Annotated in this window: 21 protein-coding genes, 1 riboswitch and 1 other annotated feature; of the genes, 8 read left to right on the top strand and 13 right to left on the bottom strand. The window is 40.3% G+C overall.

All coding sequences use genetic code 11. The features are described 5' to 3' along the window. Positions 1-79 precede the first annotated feature (79 nt). The 7 genes from NSS65_RS03230 to NSS65_RS03200 all read right to left on the bottom strand — a co-directional run bounded on the left by NSS65_RS03230 (position 80) and on the right by NSS65_RS03200 (position 5,179). Positions 80-280 (bottom strand): NETI motif-containing protein, encoded by a 201-nt coding sequence (locus NSS65_RS03230; protein WP_012009137.1) that lies wholly within the window; start codon positions 278-280, stop codon positions 80-82. Beyond that, positions 277-831: a DUF2179 domain-containing protein gene (locus NSS65_RS03225; protein ID WP_024424505.1), complete on the bottom strand. Its 555-nt coding sequence runs from the start codon at positions 829-831 to the stop codon at positions 277-279. Before NSS65_RS03225 ends, NSS65_RS03230 begins: the two co-directional genes overlap by 4 nt. A gap of 204 nt (positions 832-1,035) precedes the next feature. Continuing rightward, complete coding sequence (locus tag NSS65_RS03220; RefSeq protein ID WP_061110534.1) at positions 1,036-1,827, bottom strand: hypothetical protein; 792 nt, start codon at positions 1,825-1,827, stop codon at positions 1,036-1,038. A gap of 204 nt (positions 1,828-2,031) precedes the next feature. Continuing rightward, positions 2,032-2,214 (bottom strand): YezD family protein, encoded by a 183-nt coding sequence (locus NSS65_RS03215; protein WP_101676666.1) that lies wholly within the window; start codon positions 2,212-2,214, stop codon positions 2,032-2,034. An 11-nt stretch (positions 2,215-2,225) separates the two neighbouring features. Then, positions 2,226-2,387, bottom strand: coding sequence for a hypothetical protein (locus NSS65_RS03210; RefSeq protein ID WP_166644707.1), 162 nt, complete (start codon positions 2,385-2,387; stop codon positions 2,226-2,228). Between the two features lie 208 nt (positions 2,388-2,595). Next, positions 2,596-3,921, bottom strand: a complete 1,326-nt coding sequence (locus tag NSS65_RS03205; protein WP_034282847.1) for an NCS2 family permease — start codon at positions 3,919-3,921, stop codon at positions 2,596-2,598. A gap of 144 nt (positions 3,922-4,065) precedes the next feature. After that, positions 4,066-4,167: riboswitch (purine riboswitch) on the bottom strand. 115 nt (positions 4,168-4,282) lie between these two features. Continuing rightward, positions 4,283-5,179 carry a LysR family transcriptional regulator gene (locus tag NSS65_RS03200; protein ID WP_326135361.1) on the bottom strand — a complete coding sequence of 299 codons (897 nt, stop codon included), beginning with the start codon at positions 5,177-5,179 and terminating at the stop codon, positions 4,283-4,285. 100 nt (positions 5,180-5,279) lie between these two features. On the opposite strand from NSS65_RS03200, the gene NSS65_RS03195 reads away from it, so the two are divergent. Further along, positions 5,280-6,467, top strand: a complete 1,188-nt coding sequence (locus tag NSS65_RS03195) for an MFS transporter (protein WP_326135360.1) — start codon at positions 5,280-5,282, stop codon at positions 6,465-6,467. An 18-nt stretch (positions 6,468-6,485) separates the two neighbouring features. Here NSS65_RS03195 and NSS65_RS03190 read toward each other — a convergent pair whose 3' ends face one another. Together NSS65_RS03190 and NSS65_RS03185 are read right to left on the bottom strand one after the other, a co-directional pair. Continuing rightward, complete coding sequence (locus tag NSS65_RS03190) at positions 6,486-7,934, bottom strand: DUF4179 domain-containing protein (protein WP_326135359.1); 1,449 nt, start codon at positions 7,932-7,934, stop codon at positions 6,486-6,488. Beyond that, the gene (locus tag NSS65_RS03185; RefSeq protein WP_061110538.1) at positions 7,903-8,448 is read right to left on the bottom strand and encodes a sigma-70 family RNA polymerase sigma factor; all 546 of its coding nucleotides are present in this window, start codon (positions 8,446-8,448) and stop codon (positions 7,903-7,905) included. The genes NSS65_RS03190 and NSS65_RS03185 overlap by 32 nt, the downstream gene beginning before the upstream one ends. A 167-nt stretch (positions 8,449-8,615) precedes the next feature. On the opposite strand from NSS65_RS03185, the gene NSS65_RS03180 reads away from it, so the two are divergent. From NSS65_RS03180 to NSS65_RS03150, 7 genes are all read left to right on the top strand, one after another. Further along, the gene (locus NSS65_RS03180) at positions 8,616-8,801 is read left to right on the top strand and encodes a hypothetical protein (protein WP_061110539.1); all 186 of its coding nucleotides are present in this window, start codon (positions 8,616-8,618) and stop codon (positions 8,799-8,801) included. Between the two features lie 4 nt (positions 8,802-8,805). Beyond that, entirely contained in the window at positions 8,806-9,366 is a 561-nt protein-coding gene (locus NSS65_RS03175; protein WP_061110540.1) for a GNAT family protein, read from the top strand. A gap of 123 nt (positions 9,367-9,489) precedes the next feature. Beyond that, positions 9,490-10,167: a hypothetical protein gene (locus NSS65_RS03170; RefSeq protein WP_046314161.1), complete on the top strand. Its 678-nt coding sequence runs from the start codon at positions 9,490-9,492 to the stop codon at positions 10,165-10,167. A 559-nt stretch (positions 10,168-10,726) separates the two neighbouring features. Then, positions 10,727-11,614 carry a helix-turn-helix domain-containing protein gene (locus NSS65_RS03165; RefSeq protein ID WP_326135358.1) on the top strand — a complete coding sequence of 296 codons (888 nt, stop codon included), beginning with the start codon at positions 10,727-10,729 and terminating at the stop codon, positions 11,612-11,614. Between the two features lie 225 nt (positions 11,615-11,839). Beyond that, positions 11,840-12,104: a binding site (T-box leader), on the top strand. Between the two features lie 57 nt (positions 12,105-12,161). After that, on the top strand, positions 12,162-13,823 hold the full coding sequence (locus NSS65_RS03160) for a 2-isopropylmalate synthase (protein ID WP_254001587.1): 1,662 nt from the start codon (positions 12,162-12,164) through the stop codon (positions 13,821-13,823). Further along, positions 13,824-14,882: an AraC family transcriptional regulator gene (locus NSS65_RS03155; protein WP_061110543.1), complete on the top strand. Its 1,059-nt coding sequence runs from the start codon at positions 13,824-13,826 to the stop codon at positions 14,880-14,882. 38 nt (positions 14,883-14,920) lie between these two features. Next, entirely contained in the window at positions 14,921-15,406 is a 486-nt protein-coding gene (locus tag NSS65_RS03150) for a YbaK/EbsC family protein (RefSeq protein ID WP_041116046.1), read from the top strand. 79 nt (positions 15,407-15,485) lie between these two features. Here NSS65_RS03150 and guaA read toward each other — a convergent pair whose 3' ends face one another. From guaA to NSS65_RS03130, 4 genes are all read right to left on the bottom strand, one after another. Continuing rightward, positions 15,486-17,027 (bottom strand): glutamine-hydrolyzing GMP synthase, encoded by a 1,542-nt coding sequence (gene guaA, locus NSS65_RS03145; RefSeq protein WP_024424487.1) that lies wholly within the window; start codon positions 17,025-17,027, stop codon positions 15,486-15,488. Between the two features lie 186 nt (positions 17,028-17,213). Then, entirely contained in the window at positions 17,214-19,418 is a 2,205-nt protein-coding gene (locus NSS65_RS03140) for a transglutaminase domain-containing protein (protein ID WP_101676660.1), read from the bottom strand. A gap of 9 nt (positions 19,419-19,427) precedes the next feature. Continuing rightward, the gene (locus NSS65_RS03135) at positions 19,428-20,618 is read right to left on the bottom strand and encodes a DUF58 domain-containing protein (protein ID WP_061110546.1); all 1,191 of its coding nucleotides are present in this window, start codon (positions 20,616-20,618) and stop codon (positions 19,428-19,430) included. Then, entirely contained in the window at positions 20,615-21,577 is a 963-nt protein-coding gene (locus tag NSS65_RS03130; protein WP_061110547.1) for a MoxR family ATPase, read from the bottom strand. The genes NSS65_RS03135 and NSS65_RS03130 overlap by 4 nt, the downstream gene beginning before the upstream one ends. Between the last annotated feature and the right edge of the window lie 8 nt (positions 21,578-21,585).

Below are 21,585 nucleotides of genomic sequence, written 5' to 3'. Positions count from 1 at the left end.
GTTTATCTTAACAACGGATGTTCATGATGTCAACGGATTTATCGAACAATCTATGAAGTCGTCGTTTTAATGTTCGGATTTAGACTATTTTTCCTTCAAATACGATTTTTTTCCCAATCGGAATGATCTGAATCGACCCATTTTCCTTCTTTTCTTGAAAAATCGGTTCCTCCATTCGACGGACAGGCGAGTAGCCTTCCGCTGCCATCTGGGACAACACTTGATCAATCGTCATGTTGTCTTCCACATAGAATTTTTTCTTCTTTGGTTTTGCGGTCATTCTTTAATTCTCCTTTTCTTCACAGCCTTCACCCAGAAGCCGCCGTGAATCGATTTGGGCTCATATGAAATAATAAACGCCTTTGAATCCAGCGTCTTAATCGTTTCATATAATTGCAGTTCATATTTCCTCGGTGTTAAAATTTGCAATGCTGTCCGGTCTCCTTCAAGACCGCCTGCTACCCAGCTGGTGACACCATATCCTTTTTCTCTCAATTGTCTTGGGAGATCGACATCCAATTCTTTTGTGATCACGTTAACAGTTGTGTAGCCAAGTGCCAGCTTCTCTTCAATTTTCATCCCGACAATGATCCCCATTCCATAACCTAGGGCATACGCAATGACATTTTGTATTTGATCTAAGTTATCTAGAACGATACTTAATCCAATGACATAAATGAGCATTTCGATCGTACCCGCAAAAGCAGCTGCGTACCGTCTGCCTTTCATTGTTAAAATTAAACGCATGGTGGAAAAAGAAACATAAACAATATTAATCACTAAAATGATTAAAACCATGGTGAACGCATTGGATAAAAGTTGTTGAAGCACGATTCGAACCCCCTGCACTAAAAAATCAAATAAAGCACCCCATATTCTACTAGAGAACATACCTTGATACAATCAAATTTACGCGATCAAAACACATATATCTTTCGACAACAAGGATGGTGTTTGTTACCAAGAGTTTACCCGTTTTTTTCTCTTCTCAACATGAAAACCCCCTTTTTCAAAAAAGGAGGTTTTCAGTGTGTTTTATCCAAATCGAACAGGAACAAGTGATGGAATCAAATACTCCCCGACTATGCCCCAGAGCAGCGCAATAATGACAAGCTCAACCAATAAAAAGACCCAGCCCGCATACATCAAATCTCCTCGTTCGGCATCACGCTCCGACTGAATCGAGCGAAAGAGCACGACCGCAATCAACTGAAGACCGACAAACATCATCACGGATAATATGACGGTCACATATGGAATATTCAGCATGGCAAATACAAGCCAAAGGATGGATAAAACCAAAACCGGCACAAGCGCAGCACCAAACTTCATGATCACTTCTTTCAGTGATATGTTTCCTTTTAGCATGTACTTTCCGAGCAGCCAGACGGTAAGCATCATTAATGTCAACAAAATAAGTGTAAAGACCGCTACCTTCAAAAAGGCGTCGCCAAAAGAATAATGAATGCCAAAGCCTAATAAACGGGTCTTTGACGCCTTTAATTGAACATAGTTTCCTAAAGCAAAAAACACGCTGAATAACACAATCGAGATCCAGGCGTACTTCATACGCAATGTTTCCGCTTGATTGATGGCCCGGCTCGGTGATTTTAACATCGCCAGTCCATATGAACCGTAACGCTTAAACGCGCCTCCTGCACCTTGCAGTATACGCTGGATAGCTGAACGCCCATCATCCGCTGACTTTGAGGTTCTTCCACGTTTTGCAGCGCTTCGGCTGAGGCGGGATTGCCTTGTTTCTTGATCTATTGATGACTCTTCATTTTTCTTTTCAGATGTCCCCTGATCTTGATCTTTCTCTAACATCTCATATCAACTCCTATCCAATCCTTACAGGCTCAAGTAAATGATCTGTTCGGATGACTCCTCTTAAAGTAGCGGAGTCTCTCTATTCAGTCAAGATTCCTCGACGTTCATACGAATAGACGGATAAAAGGCAGCAGAGGTTTTAAATAAGACAAAACAAAAAAGCTGACGGCCTCCATCAGCTTTTTACCATGTTGAAATCCGTCAAGAACGATAGTGACTCCGATTTCCTTGCTGGACCCGGAGATTCTCCTGATGAGCGGGGAACCGAGTCTTTTTGGTCGTATCGACCTGTGTAATATGTCCATTATGAATGGTGATGACCACTGATCCATAGTCAATCCCTTTTAAAGCAGATAAAATGTAATTCAGCTTTTGTTCATCCATCGCTCATCCCCCTATTTTTGTTTTCGCTCTTTTAAATAGAGAACCTCATTTTCCAGCTCATGAATCGTATAATGCATGAGCGCTTCCTGTTTTTCTTCATGCCCCCATAAAAGGAGCTTTTGAATCAGCACCTGCTTTTTTCGTTCAATCACCTGTCTAAGCCAGCGTGACAAAAGACATCTCCTCCCCTTTTAAATGTCTGCAAGAAAAAAAGGCACCCTGAAACCCTCTATTAAAAAAGGAAATCAAAGCGCCTTTGGTGATCCAATCAGCGAATTATGTCTTTTTATCATAAACACATAATTCCTATAAGTCAACTATGTTTTGATTTTTTTAACAAAAAAACAGCAGCTTCTATGAGCTGCTGTTTCGGATGTTCAATTAATGATTTAAGAAAGCAAAATATAGAATAAAGATGACAAACAACCCGTACATAATTGGATGCACTTCTTTCGCTTTCCCTTTAAAGATCATGGTGATTGGGTAGAAAATAAAGCCAACCGCAATCCCTGTTGCAATACTGTATGTCAGTGGCATCATAATCATCGTTAAGAACGCTGGTACCGCAATTTCAAAACGATCCCATGCAATCTTCGCCAGCGGAGCGACCATCAGTGCACCGACAATGATCAAAGCAGGTGCTGTCACATTCGATGTAACGATGGATAAAAGCGGTGAGAAGAACATTGCAAGCAAGAAGAAAATACCTGTGACGACCGCTGCAAAACCAGAACGCGCACCAGCAGCTACACCTGAGCTTGATTCAACATAAGATGTTGTTGTAGATGTACCAAGAACAGAACCTACAACAATAGAAGAAGAATCCGCCAAGAGTGCTCTTCCTGCACGAGGCAGCTCATTATTTTTCATTAAACCAGCCTGCGTTGCCACAGCCACAAGTGTACCAGCTGTATCAAAGAACCCAACGAATAGGAACGTTAAAATCACGACAAGCATTTGAATCGAGAAAATTTCTGGCAAGTGAATCAAGGCTTGACCAAAGGTTGGGGACAAGCTTGGAATACTTCCCACAATTTGAGATGGTACTGGCACAAGACCAAAGATCATCCCAGCAATAGCTGTCACAAGCATTCCAATGAAGACACCTGCATTCACTCGAAGAACCATTAAAATAACCGTCACAACGATACCAAACACCGTTAACAGGACAGGACCACTATGAATGTTCCCAATCGAAACGAGCGTATTATCATTATTGGCGATAATGCCAGAGCCTTGCAGACCGACAAACGTAATGAACAAACCAATACCTGCACCAACTGCCAGCTTCAGCTCAGCCGGAATGGCATTGATGATTTTTTCACGGAAACCTGTTAAAGAAAGAGCAACGAAAATCAATCCTGAAACAAACACACCTGAAAGTGCTGCTTCCCATTTGATGCCCATACCAAGCACAACCGAAAAAGCGAAGAACGCATTCAGACCCATACCGGGTGCTATCGCAATCGGATACCTGGCGATCAATCCCATCAGAATACACCCTGCAGCAGAAGCTAACGCCGTCGCTGTAAAGACTGCTCCCTGATCAATACGTAATTTATCTGGAAAATCCGGTACCGACACTAATGCAAGTGTGATCGGATTGACAAACAGAATATAAGCCATCGACAAAAATGTGGTTAAACCACCGATGATTTCTCTGCGGTAATTCGTACCTAACTCATCAAACTGAAAAAACTGTTTCAAGCCAACTGACTCCCTTCATGTCCTTTTGCTTTAGTCTGTCCCATTCACAAGTCAAATAAAAAACGCCCCAACAGTTTTGGGACGCTTGACTACATATGTGAATTCAGACTGTGACATAAAACAAGAACAATGCATGATTTATATCAAACGAGTGTGAATTGACGTAGTCAAGCCATTTACGGTAGCTTGGTAGAAACTTGCGGGCCATATCCCCGCGATTATACGACTTCTATCTATTTGATTTCTGTGTCTATTGTACCAACTTCATTTTTAAAACACAATACGAAAAGCGAACATTTTTCAAAGAAATGTCCGCTTCATTCGTCTTATTACACGAATTTGGAAAATCACATCTAGTTCTTTATACACCCTTCCCCAAATCCTTCTCTTTTGCAAAAACCGCTTCGGCTACATGGAAAAACTCTTTCACTGCCGGTGAAGCTTGAGAGAGAGACGGACAAGCGAGCGCAACCTCACGATGATGAGAGACATTCAACTGACGTATGTGTACAAGCTGCTGCGTTTTTAAAAATAACTCCGGACCTATCGTGACACCAAGTCCTTCTCCGACCATACGGGCAATGGTCGTACAATCATGTACTTCAAATAAAACAGAAGGCTTCATTTGCGCCTCCGAAAAAATATCCTCTACATGTGATTGATACATGCCAGTCGGCATAATAAATGGTTCATCTGCCAAATCTGTTATATCTACAATGGGCTGCTGTTCATATCGATGATTTGGGTGATAGGCGACCACCATCTCATCTTTGATAAGTGGCAGTAAATCAAAGGCTTCATCCGCATGGCCTTTTACAACAAATCCAACATCAATGATGCCAGAATCCAGCCACTCCAATATTTCTTCATACGTTCCCTCATAGAATTTAAATTCGATTTTTGGATGTTTTTTCTGATAGCTCACAAGCAGCTTAGGCAATAAACAAGCAGAGGCACTGGCAAATGTGCCGATACGAATCAAGCCTGTTTCAATATTTTTCGTTAATGCAATTTCTTGCTGGATCTTCTCGACTCTATTTAACACTTCTCTAATATGCGGGAGAAGGGTCTGACCAATGTCCGTCAGCATAATGCCCTTTTTTCGGTCGCGAATGAATAAAGACACGCCCCACTCTGACTCTACATTCGCCACTGCATGACTGACAGCTGACTGCGTCATATTTAATGCTTCAGCTGCTGCTGTAAAACTGCCAAGCTCCACAACTTTTGCAATAATATCAAAGCGAACAAAGCTCATGAGTATTTACTCATCTCCTTCATGAAAAACATCAATTTTACTTATGTTAGCACGGAATTTAAACTAAAGACAACGTATCAACATGAAGGAAGGGTTCAAAATGAAAAACACCTCTCATCAGCTATTGATTATTCTTTTAGCTGTCGGTTCATTTGTCACAGGCACGTCAGAATTCGTCGTGTCCGGCATTCTAGATATCATTGCTGTTGATTTACACATCTCCATTCCTGCTGCCGGACAGCTCATCACTGTCTATTCTCTTTTTTATGCAGTAGGCGCTCTCTTTTTAGTCATGGCAACGTCGAAGCTGAACCGAAAAAAGGTTTTGTTATCAGCTATTTTTGTGTTTATTTTAGGCAATATGCTCGCCTTTTTCAGCCATCATTTTGTGCTGCTCCTGCTCTCTCGCGTCATCATGGCCATGAGCGGCGGCTTATATATTGTCGTCGCCACGAATTATGCAGCGCAGATCGCCCCGCCAGAAAAAAAGGGAAGTGCAATGGCGACTGTCATCACTGGATTCACCGTTTCACTCGTACTTGGTGTGCCGATTGGAACATTTTTATCGGGCTATGTGGATTGGCACTATATTTTTCTCATCATTGCACTAGGTACTGCTTGTCTCTTCTTGCTTCTTTATCAATTGCTGCCACGCATAGAGGGACATTCACATCTGCCATTGAAGCAGCAATTACACATTCTTCAAGACCGCAGAGTGATCAGCGGCTTAGCCACGACGGCCTTTTGGATTTTAGGCTACACGATGGTCTTTGCTTATATCTCTCCTTTATTGCGACAGACCGCCGGCTTTTCACTTGAAATGACAAGCATGGCCTTGCTCGTCTTAGGAATTTCTGCTTTTATTGGCTCACGCTTTGGCGGCTTCGCCGTTGATCAATGGGGACCAAACCGAACCATCTCGATCAGCATTATGATCCAGATGTTCGCTCTCTTTGCCTTATTCTTTACGCAATTCTCTACAATTAGCGTCTTGATCACACTCGCCATTTGGGGCATCGCCACATGGACAACAACACCAGCGAAGCAATACTATCTGATCTCCCTTAAACCCCAAGCATCAGAAACCGTGCTGAGCTTTAATACAGCGATTATGAACATCGGCATGATGCTCGGATCGTCTATGGGCGGCGTGATTATTCAGTATACAAATGTAACGAATTTAAGTTGGATTGGTGGATTAGCTAGTTTTGTGGCGTTGATGTTGATTCGGTATTCGTTCAATCGTCATCGACTGGTGGAACAACAGACAAAAAGCGAACATGTGTAATCATGTTCGCTCTCTTATTTATTGACTAGCTTTTGAAGTTTCTTTTTTGACTGGAATGGTTACCGTTATTTCTTTTTGCGGTGCCAACAGATTCAAATCTGACAAATTAAGATAAAGCCCATAATCCTTAAATGAAAAATGGTTTAATGATAAAGTCTCTAACTCCTTATTATCAAATTCAAAGGTGGATTGCATCGAAGCTGACTTCAAATTGGTTACCTTCGCATTGTTCCCCTTCAAGTAATATCCGTTTTCATAGTCTGCTTGTGGATCGGGCCATGATTTCATCTTTTCAACATCGCCTAATCCAATGAATTCACCTATATTCTCCATCACATCCTGATCTAATTCTTTTCGATCTACTCCAGTAAATTGATAATCAACAATCACAGAACGGTCTTTTTGCTTTATCTTATTGATTTTGATTCCGATGCCATGGTGTTTTGTTTTGAACTGAACAGGCAGCTTTGTCTTGAGAGGAATGATGTGGCTGTATTCTCGTTCGATATCCACAGATGTGTCAAATGTCAATTCGGTCGCCTTTGGATTGATCGGCTGATTCAAAATCGTCAAATGTTCTTTTCTATTTTTATCAGAAGTCAGTTGTTTTTTCCTTAAAACAGTTCCAATCTCAAGCTCATACTCATTTCCTAAATTATCTTTCATCCCATGTATACTAACTTTATCATCTTTGGCAAAACCATTGTAATCAATGGCATATTGAATAGCAGAGCCATTCACTCCATTTTCTACCTTTACATTTCTTATTTGATAACGTCCATTTAAAATAAACACGTCTTTTTGTCCCGCTAGTAAGGTGGTTTTTTGCTTGACCACAGGTAATTCAAAACGCCAATTCCCTACAATATCTCCAATTTTTGAAATGACGAGTGGGGCTTTTTGACCTTGCTTAATTGTCTGTCCATTTGTATAGACTTCCATTTGTCCAACATATCGGCCATCCTTTAATTTTTTCAATTCCTGATTGTCGTAACTCGGTCGGAAATTTTCATTTATATGATCTAAGTTGCTGACGATGAATGGTACAGAATCTTCCTTTGTATTCAAATGATCGACAGTAAACGTATAAACAAGACGCCCGGCATCATAGTATACACTGTTTACTTTCACAGTAATTCCTCTTGATTCAGCCCCCTCATTGACATGTTTCACCAAATCACTCTGAAAAAGAGCCATTCCTACTTTATCGTGAAACATCATATAAAATTGCCCAATAATCGGGACACGTGCCATCGCTGTATTAAGAGAAGGAAAAAGGAAACCTGATGAAAAGTAAAGGACGATGAGAACAATGGCAGAGTATATTGGCGTTCTCCAGTTCCAATTGAACCAATGTCTTTTCTGTTCCGCTTTCACATCCCCAATGGCTTGGCGAATCGCAGAGGTCACTTCAACTGTTGGTACATCAATCTCATCATAAAGCTTTTTCATTTCTTTTCGTTCCATCGACACTCTCCTCCTTCTCCAATGTTTGCTTTAATAACTTTCTTGCTCGATACAAATGAGTTTTAACCGTTCCTTCAGGCACACCCATCTGCTCAGAAATCATCGAAATTGAATAATCTTGAAAATAAAATAGCTGAATCACGAGCTGATATTGCTCATCTAACACTTCAAGTGCATGTTTTAAATCGAGCTTGTCTTCTAAAAAATCATGTCGCTCAACGCTCTCATGATGCTGTTCAAACGGAACAACATCTTGCTGCTTTTTCTTCATCGCAAAAATCGTATGAATCAAAATCCGCGTCAGCCAGCTAGAAAAATACGCCGGTTCTTTTAATCCTGATAGATGCTTAAACGCTTTAATGACCGTTTCTTGAACAGCATCTAACGAATCCTCTTTATTTCTTGTGTAGAGAAAAGCCGTTTTATATAAACGCTCTTGATACATCAGCATTAATTTCTCAAATGCCGGGACATTCCCTTTTTGTGCTTTTTTAATTAGACGCACTTGCTTCATCTCATTCACACCTCCTACACCTGTTAGAGCAAGCTTTCTCTCAAACGGTTTCAACAAATGGAAATTTCTTTTACTTAGCATATGTCGGATAAAAATAGAGAAAGTGAAGAACGAGCCGCAAAGATTATGTCGAACATTTGATATAATGGAAGAAATATGTACGTCGATTGTTTCTATTTGAAGAACCCGCATGTGCTAGCTGTCAGAAAAAGATAGAAGGAAACGAAGAAGTGTACGTCAAGCTGGTCTATCCAAAAAGAAAAGGAATGACAGAGGTGAAGGCTTGGCTGAGGAATGAAGGGGTTTTTTATTGTAAGGCATGTACAGAACAAAAGATATCTCATGGAGGATAACCAAATGAACAAAATCAACTTTCCACAAACATTCCCAACAATACATACCGAAAGACTAATCTTAAAACAAGCGACGACCGAAGACGCTGAGGATATGCATATCTATTTATCCAATGAAACCGTGTGCCGCTACATGGGAATCGATGCTCATGAAACGATTGAAGACACAAAAGGAGAAATCAAGTGGTATGACGACATCTTCAATGAACAAACAGGCATCCGCTGGGGCATTTCTCTAAAAGACAATCCAGCCATCATCGGCAGCTGCGGATTTCTCAATTTAGAAAAACAGCACCTCCGCACCGAAATTGGCTATGAATTACACCACGATCATTGGAGAAAAGGCATCATGAGCGAAGCTATTGCTGCGGTGTTACGATATGGATTTCAGGTGATGAACCTGAACCGGATTGAAGCAATCATTGATCCAGCAAATATGTCCTCTGTTCAATTATTGGAGAACTTTGATTTTGTAAGAGAGGGTTTATTGCGGGAGTATGAGCTTGGTCAGAATGGATTTGATGATGTGTTTATGTATGCGATTTTGAAGAGGGATTATGAATAAAATTCTATGAGAAAGAGGAGAAACAAGCGACATGTGGGTAGAAGACTGGTTTAAAAAGTTTGAAGCACAAACATTCATTAATATCCTGAAAACCATCAATATCAAAATGAAAAAGGTATCTTCATGTTAGAAATTTTTAAAATCGTAGTACCACCTCTAGTATCTATTGGTATATGTTGGATAACTCTTTATTTTACAAATAAAATAAATATAAGGTCACTGGAACATCAGCATAAACTTCATATAGAAAGTTTAAAAAAAGACGAGGAAAAATACCAGGAACAATTGGCGAATAATAAAGAAGCTGAGCGTTTGAAGCATTTACCATACCTATCTCTCATCCCAAAATATCAGATACATAGATTTGAAGGTGAAATGAAAAGAGAAAACAATGATAACATCTTTATTCCTTTCAAAATAATAAATCAAGGTGCTGGTATTGCTTTTTCTTGTCATGTGAAAATTTTAGAGGAAGATAGTAAACCTAATAATATACACATTGGTACAGTTACAGCCTTTCAACGAAAGCATAAAGATGATTATGACATTTTAGGAGTCAGTGAACCTATTGATACAGATGTTTTACGTGTTGATAATCACAGTGAATTTTGTTTATATTTGACTGCTATAGATAGAAATAAAATGGAAATAATACCTTCAGAATCATTGAAATGGGAATTTGATATTACTTTTTACGATATTCAAGGAAAACATTATACACAGAGATATTCATTTTACACATCAACAAAAAATAATAAAGTACATAGAGTTAATTCATATATGCCTGAGTTGGTTGTATAGGCAGTTTTTTAAATTTTTACTAACTGCCTTTTTTAAAAGAAAAAGAGCCTATAATCTATTTAAATAAGAATTATAGGCTTTCTATTTCTTATTCCCCTCCCATGGTTAATATGCTTCCACTTCATTCACGATACGAGGTAAAACTTTCACAAACACGCCCCAATGAATTTTTTTCAAACCATCAATAAATGTAACAGGAAGATATCGATCTTGTAGTCATATGTCCCTGATTTACCCACGAAATCTACGCTACGGATGTCTGAGGCAATCGTGAATTATTACCAGCTGTTGCGTTCAAGACCGAATTTGGAAATTCATTCATTAGAATTAAATCTTATTCACGGACGATTTCTAGTTTTTCTTCTGAAATTTCACCTAGTACACGGATACCTAGTCCTGGATCTGAGTTTGGATGTCTCTAGACGATGTCGTCATGAATACCAATCTCTAAACCTAGGTTAGGAAATTCTCCCTCTGATATTACAACATAGCACAAAAAGTCAAGTTTCCTAAGAAGCATTTCCGCTATACTAAACTCGTAAGGCAAGGAGGTGCTCGGTTGTCCTATCAAGAACATGAGAAAACGATTCAAGAAACATTAAATTATATTGAACAACATCTGAAAGATGATTTACCGCTTCAAACTCTAGCGAAACACGCTGGTTATTCTAGGTTTCACTTTCACCGTATGTTCAAAAAAGTGATTAAGAAGTCAGTTGTTGACTATATACGGGAACGTCGAATGACCCAAGCGGCGAAGGATTTAATTCATACGGACCAACGGGCGATTGACATCGCATTGCAGTATCGTTTTGGTTCACAGGAATCCTTCACTAGAGCCTTTAAGAAAATATATGACATGTCACCCGCACGTTATCGGAGATTATTAAGGAATGTGATTAATGAGGAGGAAACAATTATGGCTGATCATCAGAACACACCTACTGGCTGGATTATGACGGGGGACACCCCATCTGACTATGAAACAGGTTTGGATAACAGAATTGTTCACAGTGGTACTAACTCCGCTTATTTAAAATCAAAAGATGAAAAAGCTCGAGGTTTCGCGACATTGATGCAGCAAATTAAGTCTGATCGTTACCGAGGAGAACGTCTTCAATTTTCCGCTTTTGTCAAAAGCGAAGATGTGAAAGGTTCAGCTGGTTTATGGATGAGGATTGACCATTCTTCAGGTGAAGTTCTTGCGTTTGACAATATGATGAACCGTCCAATTACAGGAACAAACGGCTGGAATCATTTTAGTGTAGTATTGGATGCTCCAGTCAAAAGTGAAGTCATTGCGTTTGGCATATTACTACATGGTCAAGGTCACATTTGGATGGACGAACTTAGTTTTAAAACGGTAGATGAAAGTGTGCCAGTCACAGAACAAAATACTGTGGATCATTTAGAGGATGAACCAGTGAATTTAAATTTTGAAGGCTAGCAGACTAAATTTAAGAGGAGGTTCATTGCCATGAAAAAAATTGGTGCGATTTTATTGATCGCTATGAATTCACTCACCTTTATTTGGGGCCTTGGATTTTTATTTGGTGAAGAGGATTAAAAATGAAGATATGCACCCATAGGACAAAAAAAATCAATTAAAAAAGATATCCCTATCACTATCTCTTTTTTGTATACTTGGTATAATAGAAAAAATCAGAAAAATGAGAATGCGATGATAAGGAATAGTACTTGCCGAAATGTTTTCAGAAAGTTGCTGGTTGATGAGAAGCAACAACAAAATGGCAGGGAACTCACCTTAGAGTTGCCTTAGTGAAATTAAAAGTATTGATGTAGTTAAGGTCGGCCCCCCACCGTTATATGGGAAGGATATCAGATCAAACAATCTGTATCCGAATAAGGGCATGATAATGTTTATTTATCATGAAACAGGGGTGGTACCGCGTAAGAAGAAGTCTTTCGTCTCCAAGTTAAATCTTGGGGATGAAAGGCTTTTTTTATATTCTATTTTCTAGGAGGAATCGATCATGTTTAACCACAAAAAATACGAAAAGAAATACTTTTTGCCACCGAACCTTACGTATGATTGGGTGAAGAAAGAAACACTAGAAAGTGCTCCGATATGGTGCAGTGTGGACTTGCGGGATGGTAATCAAGCATTACCTATTCCTATGAACTTAGAAGAAAAATTGGAAATGTTTCAGTTATTAGTAGAGATAGGTTTTAAAGAAATTGAGATCGCATTTCCAGCTGCTTCTGATACGGAATTTAGGCTATTACGGACACTGATTGATCATCAAATGATTCCAGACGATGTCACGATTATGGTGATCACACAAGCGAGAGAGCATATTATCCGCCGAACCTTCGAAGCCATTAAGGGGGTACCGAAAGCGATTGTTCATTTATATAATTCGACTTCAGAAGCGCAGCGCAGACAGGTATTTAAGAAAACAAAAGATGAAATTAAACAAATTGCCATTGATGGAGCTATTTTAGTAAAAGAACTTGCCGAAAAAACAAATAGTGATATTTATTTTCAATATAGTCCTGAAAGCTTTCCAGGAACAGAAGTTGATTATGCGTTAGATATTTGTAATAGTGTTTTAGATATTTGGAAACCGACACCAACTCATAAAGCAATCATCAATATTCCGACAACAGTTGAATATTCAATGCCTCATATCTTTGCAAGTCAGATTGAGTATATACACAAAAATCTGCCTTACCGAGACAGTGTGACATTATCTGTTCATCCTCATAATGACCGCGGCTCTGGGGTGAGTGATGCAGAATTTGGTGTTCTAGCTGGCGCAGAAAGAATCGAAGGTACATTATTTGGTATCGGTGAACGTACAGGGAACGTTGACTTGATTACCTTGGCGATGAATATGTATTCACAAGGTTATGATCCAAAATTGAATTTCAATAACCTAGAAGCGATTCGTAAAAAATATGAAAAACTAACAAAAATCACTGTTCCTGAGAGGCAGCCCTATTCTGGGGAGATGGTTTTCACCGCATTCTCTGGTTCACATCAAGATGCGATATCTAAAGGTATGAAATATAGAAAAGAAAATAAAGTTGATAAATGGGACGTTCCGTATATCCCAGTAGATCCCGCTGACTTGGGGAGGAATTATCAAACGGATGTGATTCGAATCAACAGCCAGTCTGGAAAAGGCGGCATAGGTTATATCCTAGAAACAAACTATGGCATTCAACTTCCTTATCAAATGAATGAAGCCATGGGTTATGAAGCGAAGAAAGTATCTGATCAGACAAGTAAGGAATTGTCTGTCGAAGAAATATATCATGTTTTTAAAGAACAGTATGTTGATTATCACCCTCATTTCCAGCTGCTTGTTTATCAATTTCATAAAGGAGAGAAGCAGGAAGTTACCTTAACTTTGCTGAGAGATGATCAACAAATTAAAATACAAGGAACTGGCACTGGAAGTTTAGATGCAATCAGTAATGCGTTAAAAGCATATTTTCATCTCGAATATGTTTTGGAAGTCTATGAACAGAATTCTTTAGGAAAGGATTCCCAAGCACAAGCCTGTGCACAGATTGGCATTTCATATCAAGGAAAAATGCATTGGGGTGCTGGAATTGATAAGGATATTATAGAAGCAACAGTGAAGGCCCTGGTAGTTGCAGTAAATAAACTAGAGGTTTGGATGTAGATGGAAAAAGATAAACTTGAAAAACATGAAGTGATGCAATATTTAAGAGAATATAACGAGCAAGAAATCTTTTATCAACAATACCAACAGAAAAAGCATGACAATCAATCATTGCAATTATTTTTGAAGGATTATGATAAACACAATTTAATGCATAAGCAAATATATATAGAAGAGTTTTTACAAAAAGGGCAAAACGAATTTGAAAAGGAAGATACCATGTGGTTAGGTCAGGAGAAAGATATCGAAGTGAGAAAGTATAGCCGTTTTATGCCTCAATTGCCGGCTATCCATGATTTCTTTGAAATGATCTATGTTCTGGAAAATGAGATGTATGTAGAAGTGGAAGACAAAAAAATGACTTTAAAATCAGGAGATATTGCCTTTATTCCACCTGACACCCTACACAAGCCAATTGTAATGGAGAATACAATCGCCATGCAAATCATGATCCGTAAGAGTACTTTTCAAAAAGTGTTTTTTAAAATGTTAAAAGGAAATAATGTCATTTCAGAATTCTTTTTGAATGCATTGTATATAAAAGAAAATAAAAATATTCTTATTTTCCATAGTCACTTGGATAAACATTTGCTAGACTGCTCTCTTCAACTATTTACAGAAAATTATAATCGGTTTCCTAGTTACCAGTTGATTATGAATAATTTGTTTGAGATATTATTATGTCTTTTATTAAGGTTCAAACCAAGTCATATGAACGTAAATCAGGTCAAACAATATCGTGAAATACGTATTATTCAAATGCTCCAATATATTCAGCAATGTTGTGAGCATATAACAATCCAGGAGATGGCAGAGGAATTTAACCTTTCACAGTCTTACCTGTCAAAATATATATCTCGTAAGCTTGGCAAATCATTTCGTGAGATTCGACAAGAAATAAGATTGGAAAAAGCCTGCGAAATGCTCACTGGCAGCAATTCACAAGTAGATCATATTGCGGCAGCCGTTGGTTATCAAAATGTAGAGCATTTCATTCGTTTATTTAAGAAAAAGTATCACGTAACACCACATCAATATCGTTTAAATAATAAAGTCTAGCAAACATCAATCAATACAAATAAAAAGGAGAAATCATCATGTCAATCAAACAAGTAAAAGATTATTTTAAACAATATGATATGGATACTCGAATTCAAGAATTTTCAGTATCTAGTGCAACTGTAGACTTGGCTGCTTCTGCATTGGGCTGCGAACCTGAAAGAATCGCAAAAACACTATCCTTTCTAGTAAAGGGACAAGCTATTTTAATTGTGACCTCTGGCGATGCAAAAGTTGATAACAAAAAATTCAAGGAATATTTTAAAACAAAAGCTAAAATGCTTTCTCCTCATGAGGTCGTTGACTTGGTCGGTCATGAAATTGGCGGAGTATGTCCTTTTGCTATAAAGAATGGCGTTTCTGTTTATTTAGATATTTCACTCAAACGTTTTGAGACAGTCTATCCAGCCTGCGGGAGCAGTAACAGTGCTATTGAACTCACAATAAAACAATTAGAAAAACACTCCGGTTATTCACAATGGATTGATGTGTGTAAGGGATGGAATGATTCATTAACACATTAAAATGGAAGGGAAAAGTGCAGTTAAAAATAAAAAAGAGCTAGAAACCCTTGATACACAAAGGTTTTTAGCTCTTTTACATTTATTCCCACTCTATCGTAGCAGGCGGCTTACTCGTAATATCATACACCACGCGGTTAATATGCTTCACTTCATTGACGATACGAGTTGAGATCTTTTCTAGCACGTCCCAAGGGATTCTTGCCCAGTCACTCGTCATACCATCAATAGATGTAACAGCACGGATGCCGATTGTGTAGTCGTATGTTCTTGCGTCACCCATAACACCTACGCTGCGGATGTCTGGGAGAACCGTGAAGTATTGCCAGATGTCGCGCTCAAGGCCGAAGTTGGCAATTTCTTCGCGTAGAATCGCATCCGATTCACGGACGATTTCTAGTTTTTCTTCAGAAATTTCACCTAGTACACGGATACCTAGTCCTGGACCTGGGAATGGCTGTCTCCAGACAATGTCATCAGGAATGCCAAGCTCTGAACCTAGGGCACGAACTTCATCCTTGAATAGTGTATTGAGTGGCTCAATCAATTCGAACTGCATGTCTTCTGGAAGACCGCCTACGTTGTGGTGAGATTTGATTGTTTGCGCCGTTGCTGTTCCGCTCTCAATGATGTCTGTGTAAAGTGTTCCTTGTGCTAAGTAGTCGATTCCTTTTAGCTTGTCCGCTTCGTCATCGAATACATAGATGAATTCGTTACCGATGATTTTACGTTTTTGCTCAGGATCAGACACACCTTTTAGCTTGTTTAAGAAACGATCTTTCGCATCTACTTTAATCACGTTCATGTTGAAACCTTCGCTAAATGTTTTCATAACCCCTTCTGCTTCGCCTTTGCGAAGAAGACCGTGGTCAACGAAAATACATGTCAGCTGATCGCCGATGGCTTTGTGGATCAATACCGCCACAACAGATGAATCCACACCGCCGCTTAGTGCGCACAATACTTGCTTGTCGCCTACTGTTTCACGGATTTTCTGCATTTCGATTTCAATGAAGTTCTCCATTGACCATTTGCCATCACAATCACACACGCCGAAGACAAAGTTTTTCAATAGGTCATTTCCGTACTCAGAGTGACGAACCTCTGGATGGAATTGAACGCCATAGAAATTCTTCTCAGCTAAGCTCATGGCTGAGTTTGGACAATGTGCACTTGTTGCATCGACTGTAAAGCCTTCTGGTACTTCAACAACGAGGTCACCATGGCTCATCCAAACGACTTGATCAGTCGGAAGGTCTTTGAATAAAGCAGGTGTTCCGTTAATATGGATATCTGCTTTTCCATATTCACGCTGGCTGGCCGCTTCTACTTTCCCGCCTAAATAGTGAGTCATGAGCTGCATGCCGTAGCAAATGCCTAGAACCGGAATGTCTAGATCAAAGATCTTTTCATCACAGCGGAAAGATCCTTCATCATAAACACTGTTTGGTCCACCAGAAAGGATGATTCCTTTAGGTGCCATTTCTTTAATTTCTTCAGCAGTTAAAGTGTGCGGATGAAGCTCACTGTACACACCAAATTCACGAATACGGCGTGTGATCAGCTGATTGTACTGACTGCCGAAATCGAGAACCAAAATCATTTCATTTACTAAATTTGTCATGGTGTCACCTCTATGTCCAATATAGTTTTTTATAAACGCACAGAAAAAATGAGAGGAGAAAACCTGCTCTCAGTGTGAATCACGCTTTTGAAGCGCCCAGACTCACATCCGAACGCTTCAATTTCATGTATTTTAGAAGGTTTTAATATTCACCTATTCTAACAACAGGAAGGTACGCGGTCAAGACTATCTCCTGTTTATTAAATTTTCCCATAACTTTGCCGATTGCTGCCAAAGCGCCGACGCATCCTCTCGCCGGTAGAGCGCACGTTCATAAAGCTGCGTCAGCTCTGACATATGATGGTCTCCATTCTTCTCATCAATCAACGAAGCGAATTCTCTTAGCGTCATACCTGGCTTTTTCTCGATTCCTCTGCGCCCTAGCTGCTTTAATAGAGCTGCATACGCATAGAAGAATGCTTCATCCTCTGGCAGACGTTTCACCTTTCTTACAATAAAGAATGGCAGCCATCTTGTTCTGAATCGATAAAGCATCCAGCTGATGAAACCAAGCAGGAAAATAGCTCCTGCCGCATAACCTATAACCCAACCAACATGCACCATATTTGGCTTTGCCTGCGCTGTTTGTTCCTTTGGTTGTGCAGGCTGCTCTGCCTCCTGCTGCTTCGGCTGGTCTTGCTGCTGATCTTCACTTGCATCAGAACTAGACTGATCTTCTTCTTCTTTTTGATCATCCGTTTGATCGCTTGAAACAGCTTCATTCGTAAATGTCTCTGGGTTTGTAAATCCTTTTGTCGGTTCAAAGGTGACCCAGCCTCTGTTTGGAAAATAAACCTCTACCCATGAATGCGCATTGTTATTGGTCACTTCATACACATTGTTTCCATCCATTTGTGTTTCATATAACTGGCCAGACGTATACCCTTTTACCCATCTCGCCGGAATTCCGATCGAACGAAGCATTACAATCATAGAGGTTGAAAAATTATCACAATAGCCGATCATCGTATCAAATAAAAATTGATCCACATAATCTTCATTACGACCAGGCACAGCGACATTCTGCGTTTCATATGAAAACTTCGCAGATCCTAAATAATCCTCGATTGCTTTGGCTTTATCATACATATTGTCCTTCGTTTCCGTTAAGCTGTTTGCCAAAGTTTTCACACGCTCTGGGAGTGAGGATGGAAGCTGCAAGTATTCACGGCCTACCTGCTGATTCACCTGCTTCTTTGTCGGTACTTTGATTCTCTGTAAATCCTCCAGGATAAATGTAGGGGATAAAAAGCTGACTTGATAGTTCCCTAAATTTTTAGGTGGGTTTTGCATAGACGGGACAATTTTCTCCGTTTTGCCCATGATTTGCAGCGGAATATTTTCCATTGGTGTCAGCGTAATCGTACCAATCGGATAGACGGCATGATTAAATCGATAGTTCGATTCCATATCGACTCTCGTTTCATGTACCTCTGTTTTCACTCGCTCAGTAAACCACCGATTCGGCACAGTGTCGTCCTTTAACCGAGTAGACTTCGTATCATTTGAAGCATCCTCCCAGCCCTTTCCTGTGTAAATACTTTTTGTTTCTACACGAAAGTAAGACGGCTCCTTTCCGCTCCATTTAAAGACAGGTGTGCGGTCCTCACTAAATGGTCCGCCAAGCGCCGAATCATCTGCACTATATCCCACTTTATTCTGCCCGGCTGTCCCATCTTGATTCGTCACTGCCTTAAAAAACGGGACAGGATCAGGCCATTTCGGATCAGACTTTGGCAAAGAAGCGCCGAGTGACGCTGATAGAAGGACAAGCACCAGCATGGGCAAAAACCACTTTAGGCGCGCTTTCTGTGACACCCGAACGCCCTCAGCCGAACGCAGTCGATCAAAATACAGCAATCCAAGCAAACAAAATCCAAATACCATAATACGAACGATCGCAAAGGTCGCATCATATGGCGTAAACGTATCAAGAATCGTGACATACACAATCGTCATCAGTAAAAAGAAAAAGATACGCTGCTGATAGACCACCCAATAATGAAGCAAATAGACAAGCAGCCACAGCAAAATATAAAACAACAATGTGCGGAAAGACGGATACATGTCACTCCACATGCCCATGCTCATTAACGTGATATTATCCTTGATATCAGCAAACAAAGCAGCCGGATAACCTGGCGCTGATTGATAAAAGATCAAATATAAGGCGAGCAAAATCAGTCCAGCACAAATAGGAAACGTCACATACCACTTCAGACGAAAGAACGTAAACAAACACGTAAGCCCGATAAAAATGATGAAATAAGACGTATGGCTCGTCTCTGTAAAATCCTGAAGTGGACGAAGCCACTCCCATAGTAGCAGAAAAGCTACAGCATAATAGATGAACAATTCAAAACGGCTTTGCCGCAGATGCGTATGCAGCATAAATGTTTGTCACCTCACAGTTCTTTCGTGCAGCCGGTCTTCAAATAAAAGGGTGGTGCGTATTCCAGAGGCCTTGAGCCGGTCTACAAGCTGTTTTTCTTTTGTCGTCAAATGGTCAACGGCTTTCTTCACTAAAAGCACGGTGATGTTCTTTCTGTTTCGATTTCCAAAAAGACTTGCCGCAAGCTCCTCCTGCAGCTGACCCGTGACGACATATTTTCCTGAGTGCTGGTACTCACTCGCTGCTAACGGTTTATATTCTAGTGCGCGGGAAGGCTGATGCTGCACCCTTGTTAAATAATAAAGCATGTTCTGTAAATGAAGTTCTCCTTGATCGACTCGAAAGGCATGCTGATCTCCTAGAGGGACAAGACCTGACGGCACGCCTTTTTTCACAGCCGTTTGAAGAACAGATGCTGTAATAGAGACGACTGTTTCAAAAACAGTTTGATCGGTAAAATCAGCAAACACGACAAGGTCCTTTGATTGATTCTGTTCAAATTCCTTCGTCATCAGCTGGCCTCTTCTGGCCGTCGTCTTCCAGTCCACCCAAGCAAAACGGTCTCCTTGCTGGTATTCCCTTACGCCTGTTGTCACATGGGTCGGTTCATTTAACCAAGAGTGAACCGCTTTGCTTCCATTTTCATTCACTGACTCAGCAGGCTCCACCGGGATATCCAGCACTTTGGGGTAGACAAGCAGCTTCTTCTCTAACGGAATGATGATTTCTTTCTCAACAAACCCAAACATATCACCCGTTTTAATTCGAACCGCTGTCAAATGATGCTCTCCCCGTATGACATCATTCAATTGATAGGAAAATCGCCAAGTTTTCCGAAACCAAGGGAAAAGCATTTGCTTCATTTCAATCTGTTCCTTTAAGTGAAAGGTGTCTGGCGGAGCATCCTCTATCATGACGTAAACGTACGGAAATGGATGTGTCCGCTTGATTTCAAGGTCAACAGACAGCACATCTCCCGCCTTTAAGCGTGTTTGCTGTATTGTCCTCTTGGCTGTCGCGCGCAGCGGAACAAGTGCAAACAGCAATGCATACAAAGCATATGGTAAAAATGCATAAAAAAGGAACCAGCTCACAAACCCTCCCTGAAACATGGCATAACAAAAGGCTGCCGCAGTGAGAATGATGAGCATCATCACCCTTAACCATAATGAAATTGCTACACGATGACGTGACTTCATTGAGTCATCGACTTTTGAACTGGCACGCCAATTTGCTCAAGCATTTGCCGCAGCAGTGTCTCCGCCTTCTTCCCTTCATATGTCGCTTCTGATGTCAAAATCATACGATGCGGTAATGTATAAGGCGCCAAATACTGTACATCATCAGGAATCACATAATCGCGCTGATTCAAAAGCGCATACGCCTGTGCCGCTTTCATCAAGGCGATCGATCCCCTTGGACTCACACCTAGATAAATAGATGGATGTTTACGCGTCGCTTGAGCAATTTCAACAATATATTCTTTAATGGATGCATCCACATGAATGGTCTGAACAGCCTGCTGCAACGCATGGATATGATCCTTTGTCATGACAGCTTGGAGCGTATCAATCGGGGATTCTTTCTCCTGCAAGTTGAGCACCTCCAGCTCCTCGAGCATGGTCGGATATCCCATCTGCAGCTTGAATAAAAACCGGTCCATTTGCGCTTCTGGCAGCGGATAAGTCCCTTCATATTCCACTGGATTTTGCGTCGCCATGACGAAAAAAGGATCCGCAAGTAGCATCGTTTCTCCGTCCACTGTGACACTGCCTTCCTCCATCGCTTCAAGCAATGCTGATTGTGTTTTAGGAGAGGTCCGGTTGATCTCATCAGCCAAAATAATCTGCCCCATGATCGGCCCTTGCCTAAATTCAAATTCATTTGTCTTTTTATTGTAAATCGACACGCCTGTTACATCTGAAGGCAAAAGGTCAGGAGTGAATTGGATTCTCTTAAACTCACAGCCAATGGATTTTGCCAAAGCACGAACCATCATCGTCTTCCCTACACCAGGCACATCCTCTAGCAGCACATGCCCCTTCGCCAAAATCGCAACAAGGCTTAATATCGCAATATCTTTTTTCCCAACCATGACTTTATTGATGTTATCTACGATTTTTTGTAAATCTGAATGCATCGGTTCATCAAATGCCATCCTGATCC

Source organism: Bacillus sp. FSL K6-1006 (assembly GCF_038593175.1).
GTDB classification, from domain to species: Bacteria; Bacillota; Bacilli; order Bacillales; family Bacillaceae; genus Bacillus; species Bacillus safensis.
Note: the sequence above shows the minus strand (reverse complement) of the source record. Positions and strands in the feature narration are given on the sequence as shown.

Bases quoted from the DNA above. Each gene is read 5' to 3' on its own strand.
- NSS65_RS03230 (WP_012009137.1), bottom strand. From the start codon at position 280: ATGACCGCAAAACCAAAGAAGAAAAAATTCTATGTGGAAGACAACATG.
- NSS65_RS03220 (WP_061110534.1), bottom strand. From the start codon at position 1,827: ATGTTAGAGAAAGATCAAGATCAGGGGACATCTGAAAAGAAAAATGAA.
- NSS65_RS03215 (WP_101676666.1), bottom strand. From the start codon at position 2,214: ATGGATGAACAAAAGCTGAATTACATTTTATCTGCTTTAAAAGGGATT.
- NSS65_RS03200 (WP_326135361.1), bottom strand. From the start codon at position 5,179: ATGAGCTTTGTTCGCTTTGATATTATTGCAAAAGTTGTGGAGCTTGGC.
- NSS65_RS03195 (WP_326135360.1), top strand. From the start codon at position 5,280: ATGAAAAACACCTCTCATCAGCTATTGATTATTCTTTTAGCTGTCGGT.
- NSS65_RS03190 (WP_326135359.1), bottom strand. From the start codon at position 7,934: ATGGAACGAAAAGAAATGAAAAAGCTTTATGATGAGATTGATGTACCA.
- NSS65_RS03185 (WP_061110538.1), bottom strand. From the start codon at position 8,448: ATGAAGCAAGTGCGTCTAATTAAAAAAGCACAAAAAGGGAATGTCCCG.
- NSS65_RS03175 (WP_061110540.1), top strand. From the start codon at position 8,806: ATGAACAAAATCAACTTTCCACAAACATTCCCAACAATACATACCGAA.
- NSS65_RS03170 (WP_046314161.1), top strand. From the start codon at position 9,490: ATGTTAGAAATTTTTAAAATCGTAGTACCACCTCTAGTATCTATTGGT.
- NSS65_RS03160 (WP_254001587.1), top strand. From the start codon at position 12,162: ATGTTTAACCACAAAAAATACGAAAAGAAATACTTTTTGCCACCGAAC.
- NSS65_RS03155 (WP_061110543.1), top strand. From the start codon at position 13,824: ATGGAAAAAGATAAACTTGAAAAACATGAAGTGATGCAATATTTAAGA.
- NSS65_RS03150 (WP_041116046.1), top strand. From the start codon at position 14,921: ATGTCAATCAAACAAGTAAAAGATTATTTTAAACAATATGATATGGAT.
- guaA (WP_024424487.1), bottom strand. From the start codon at position 17,027: ATGACAAATTTAGTAAATGAAATGATTTTGGTTCTCGATTTCGGCAGT.
- NSS65_RS03140 (WP_101676660.1), bottom strand. From the start codon at position 19,418: ATGCTGCATACGCATCTGCGGCAAAGCCGTTTTGAATTGTTCATCTAT.
- NSS65_RS03135 (WP_061110546.1), bottom strand. From the start codon at position 20,618: ATGAAGTCACGTCATCGTGTAGCAATTTCATTATGGTTAAGGGTGATG.
- NSS65_RS03130 (WP_061110547.1), bottom strand. From the start codon at position 21,577: ATGGCATTTGATGAACCGATGCATTCAGATTTACAAAAAATCGTAGAT.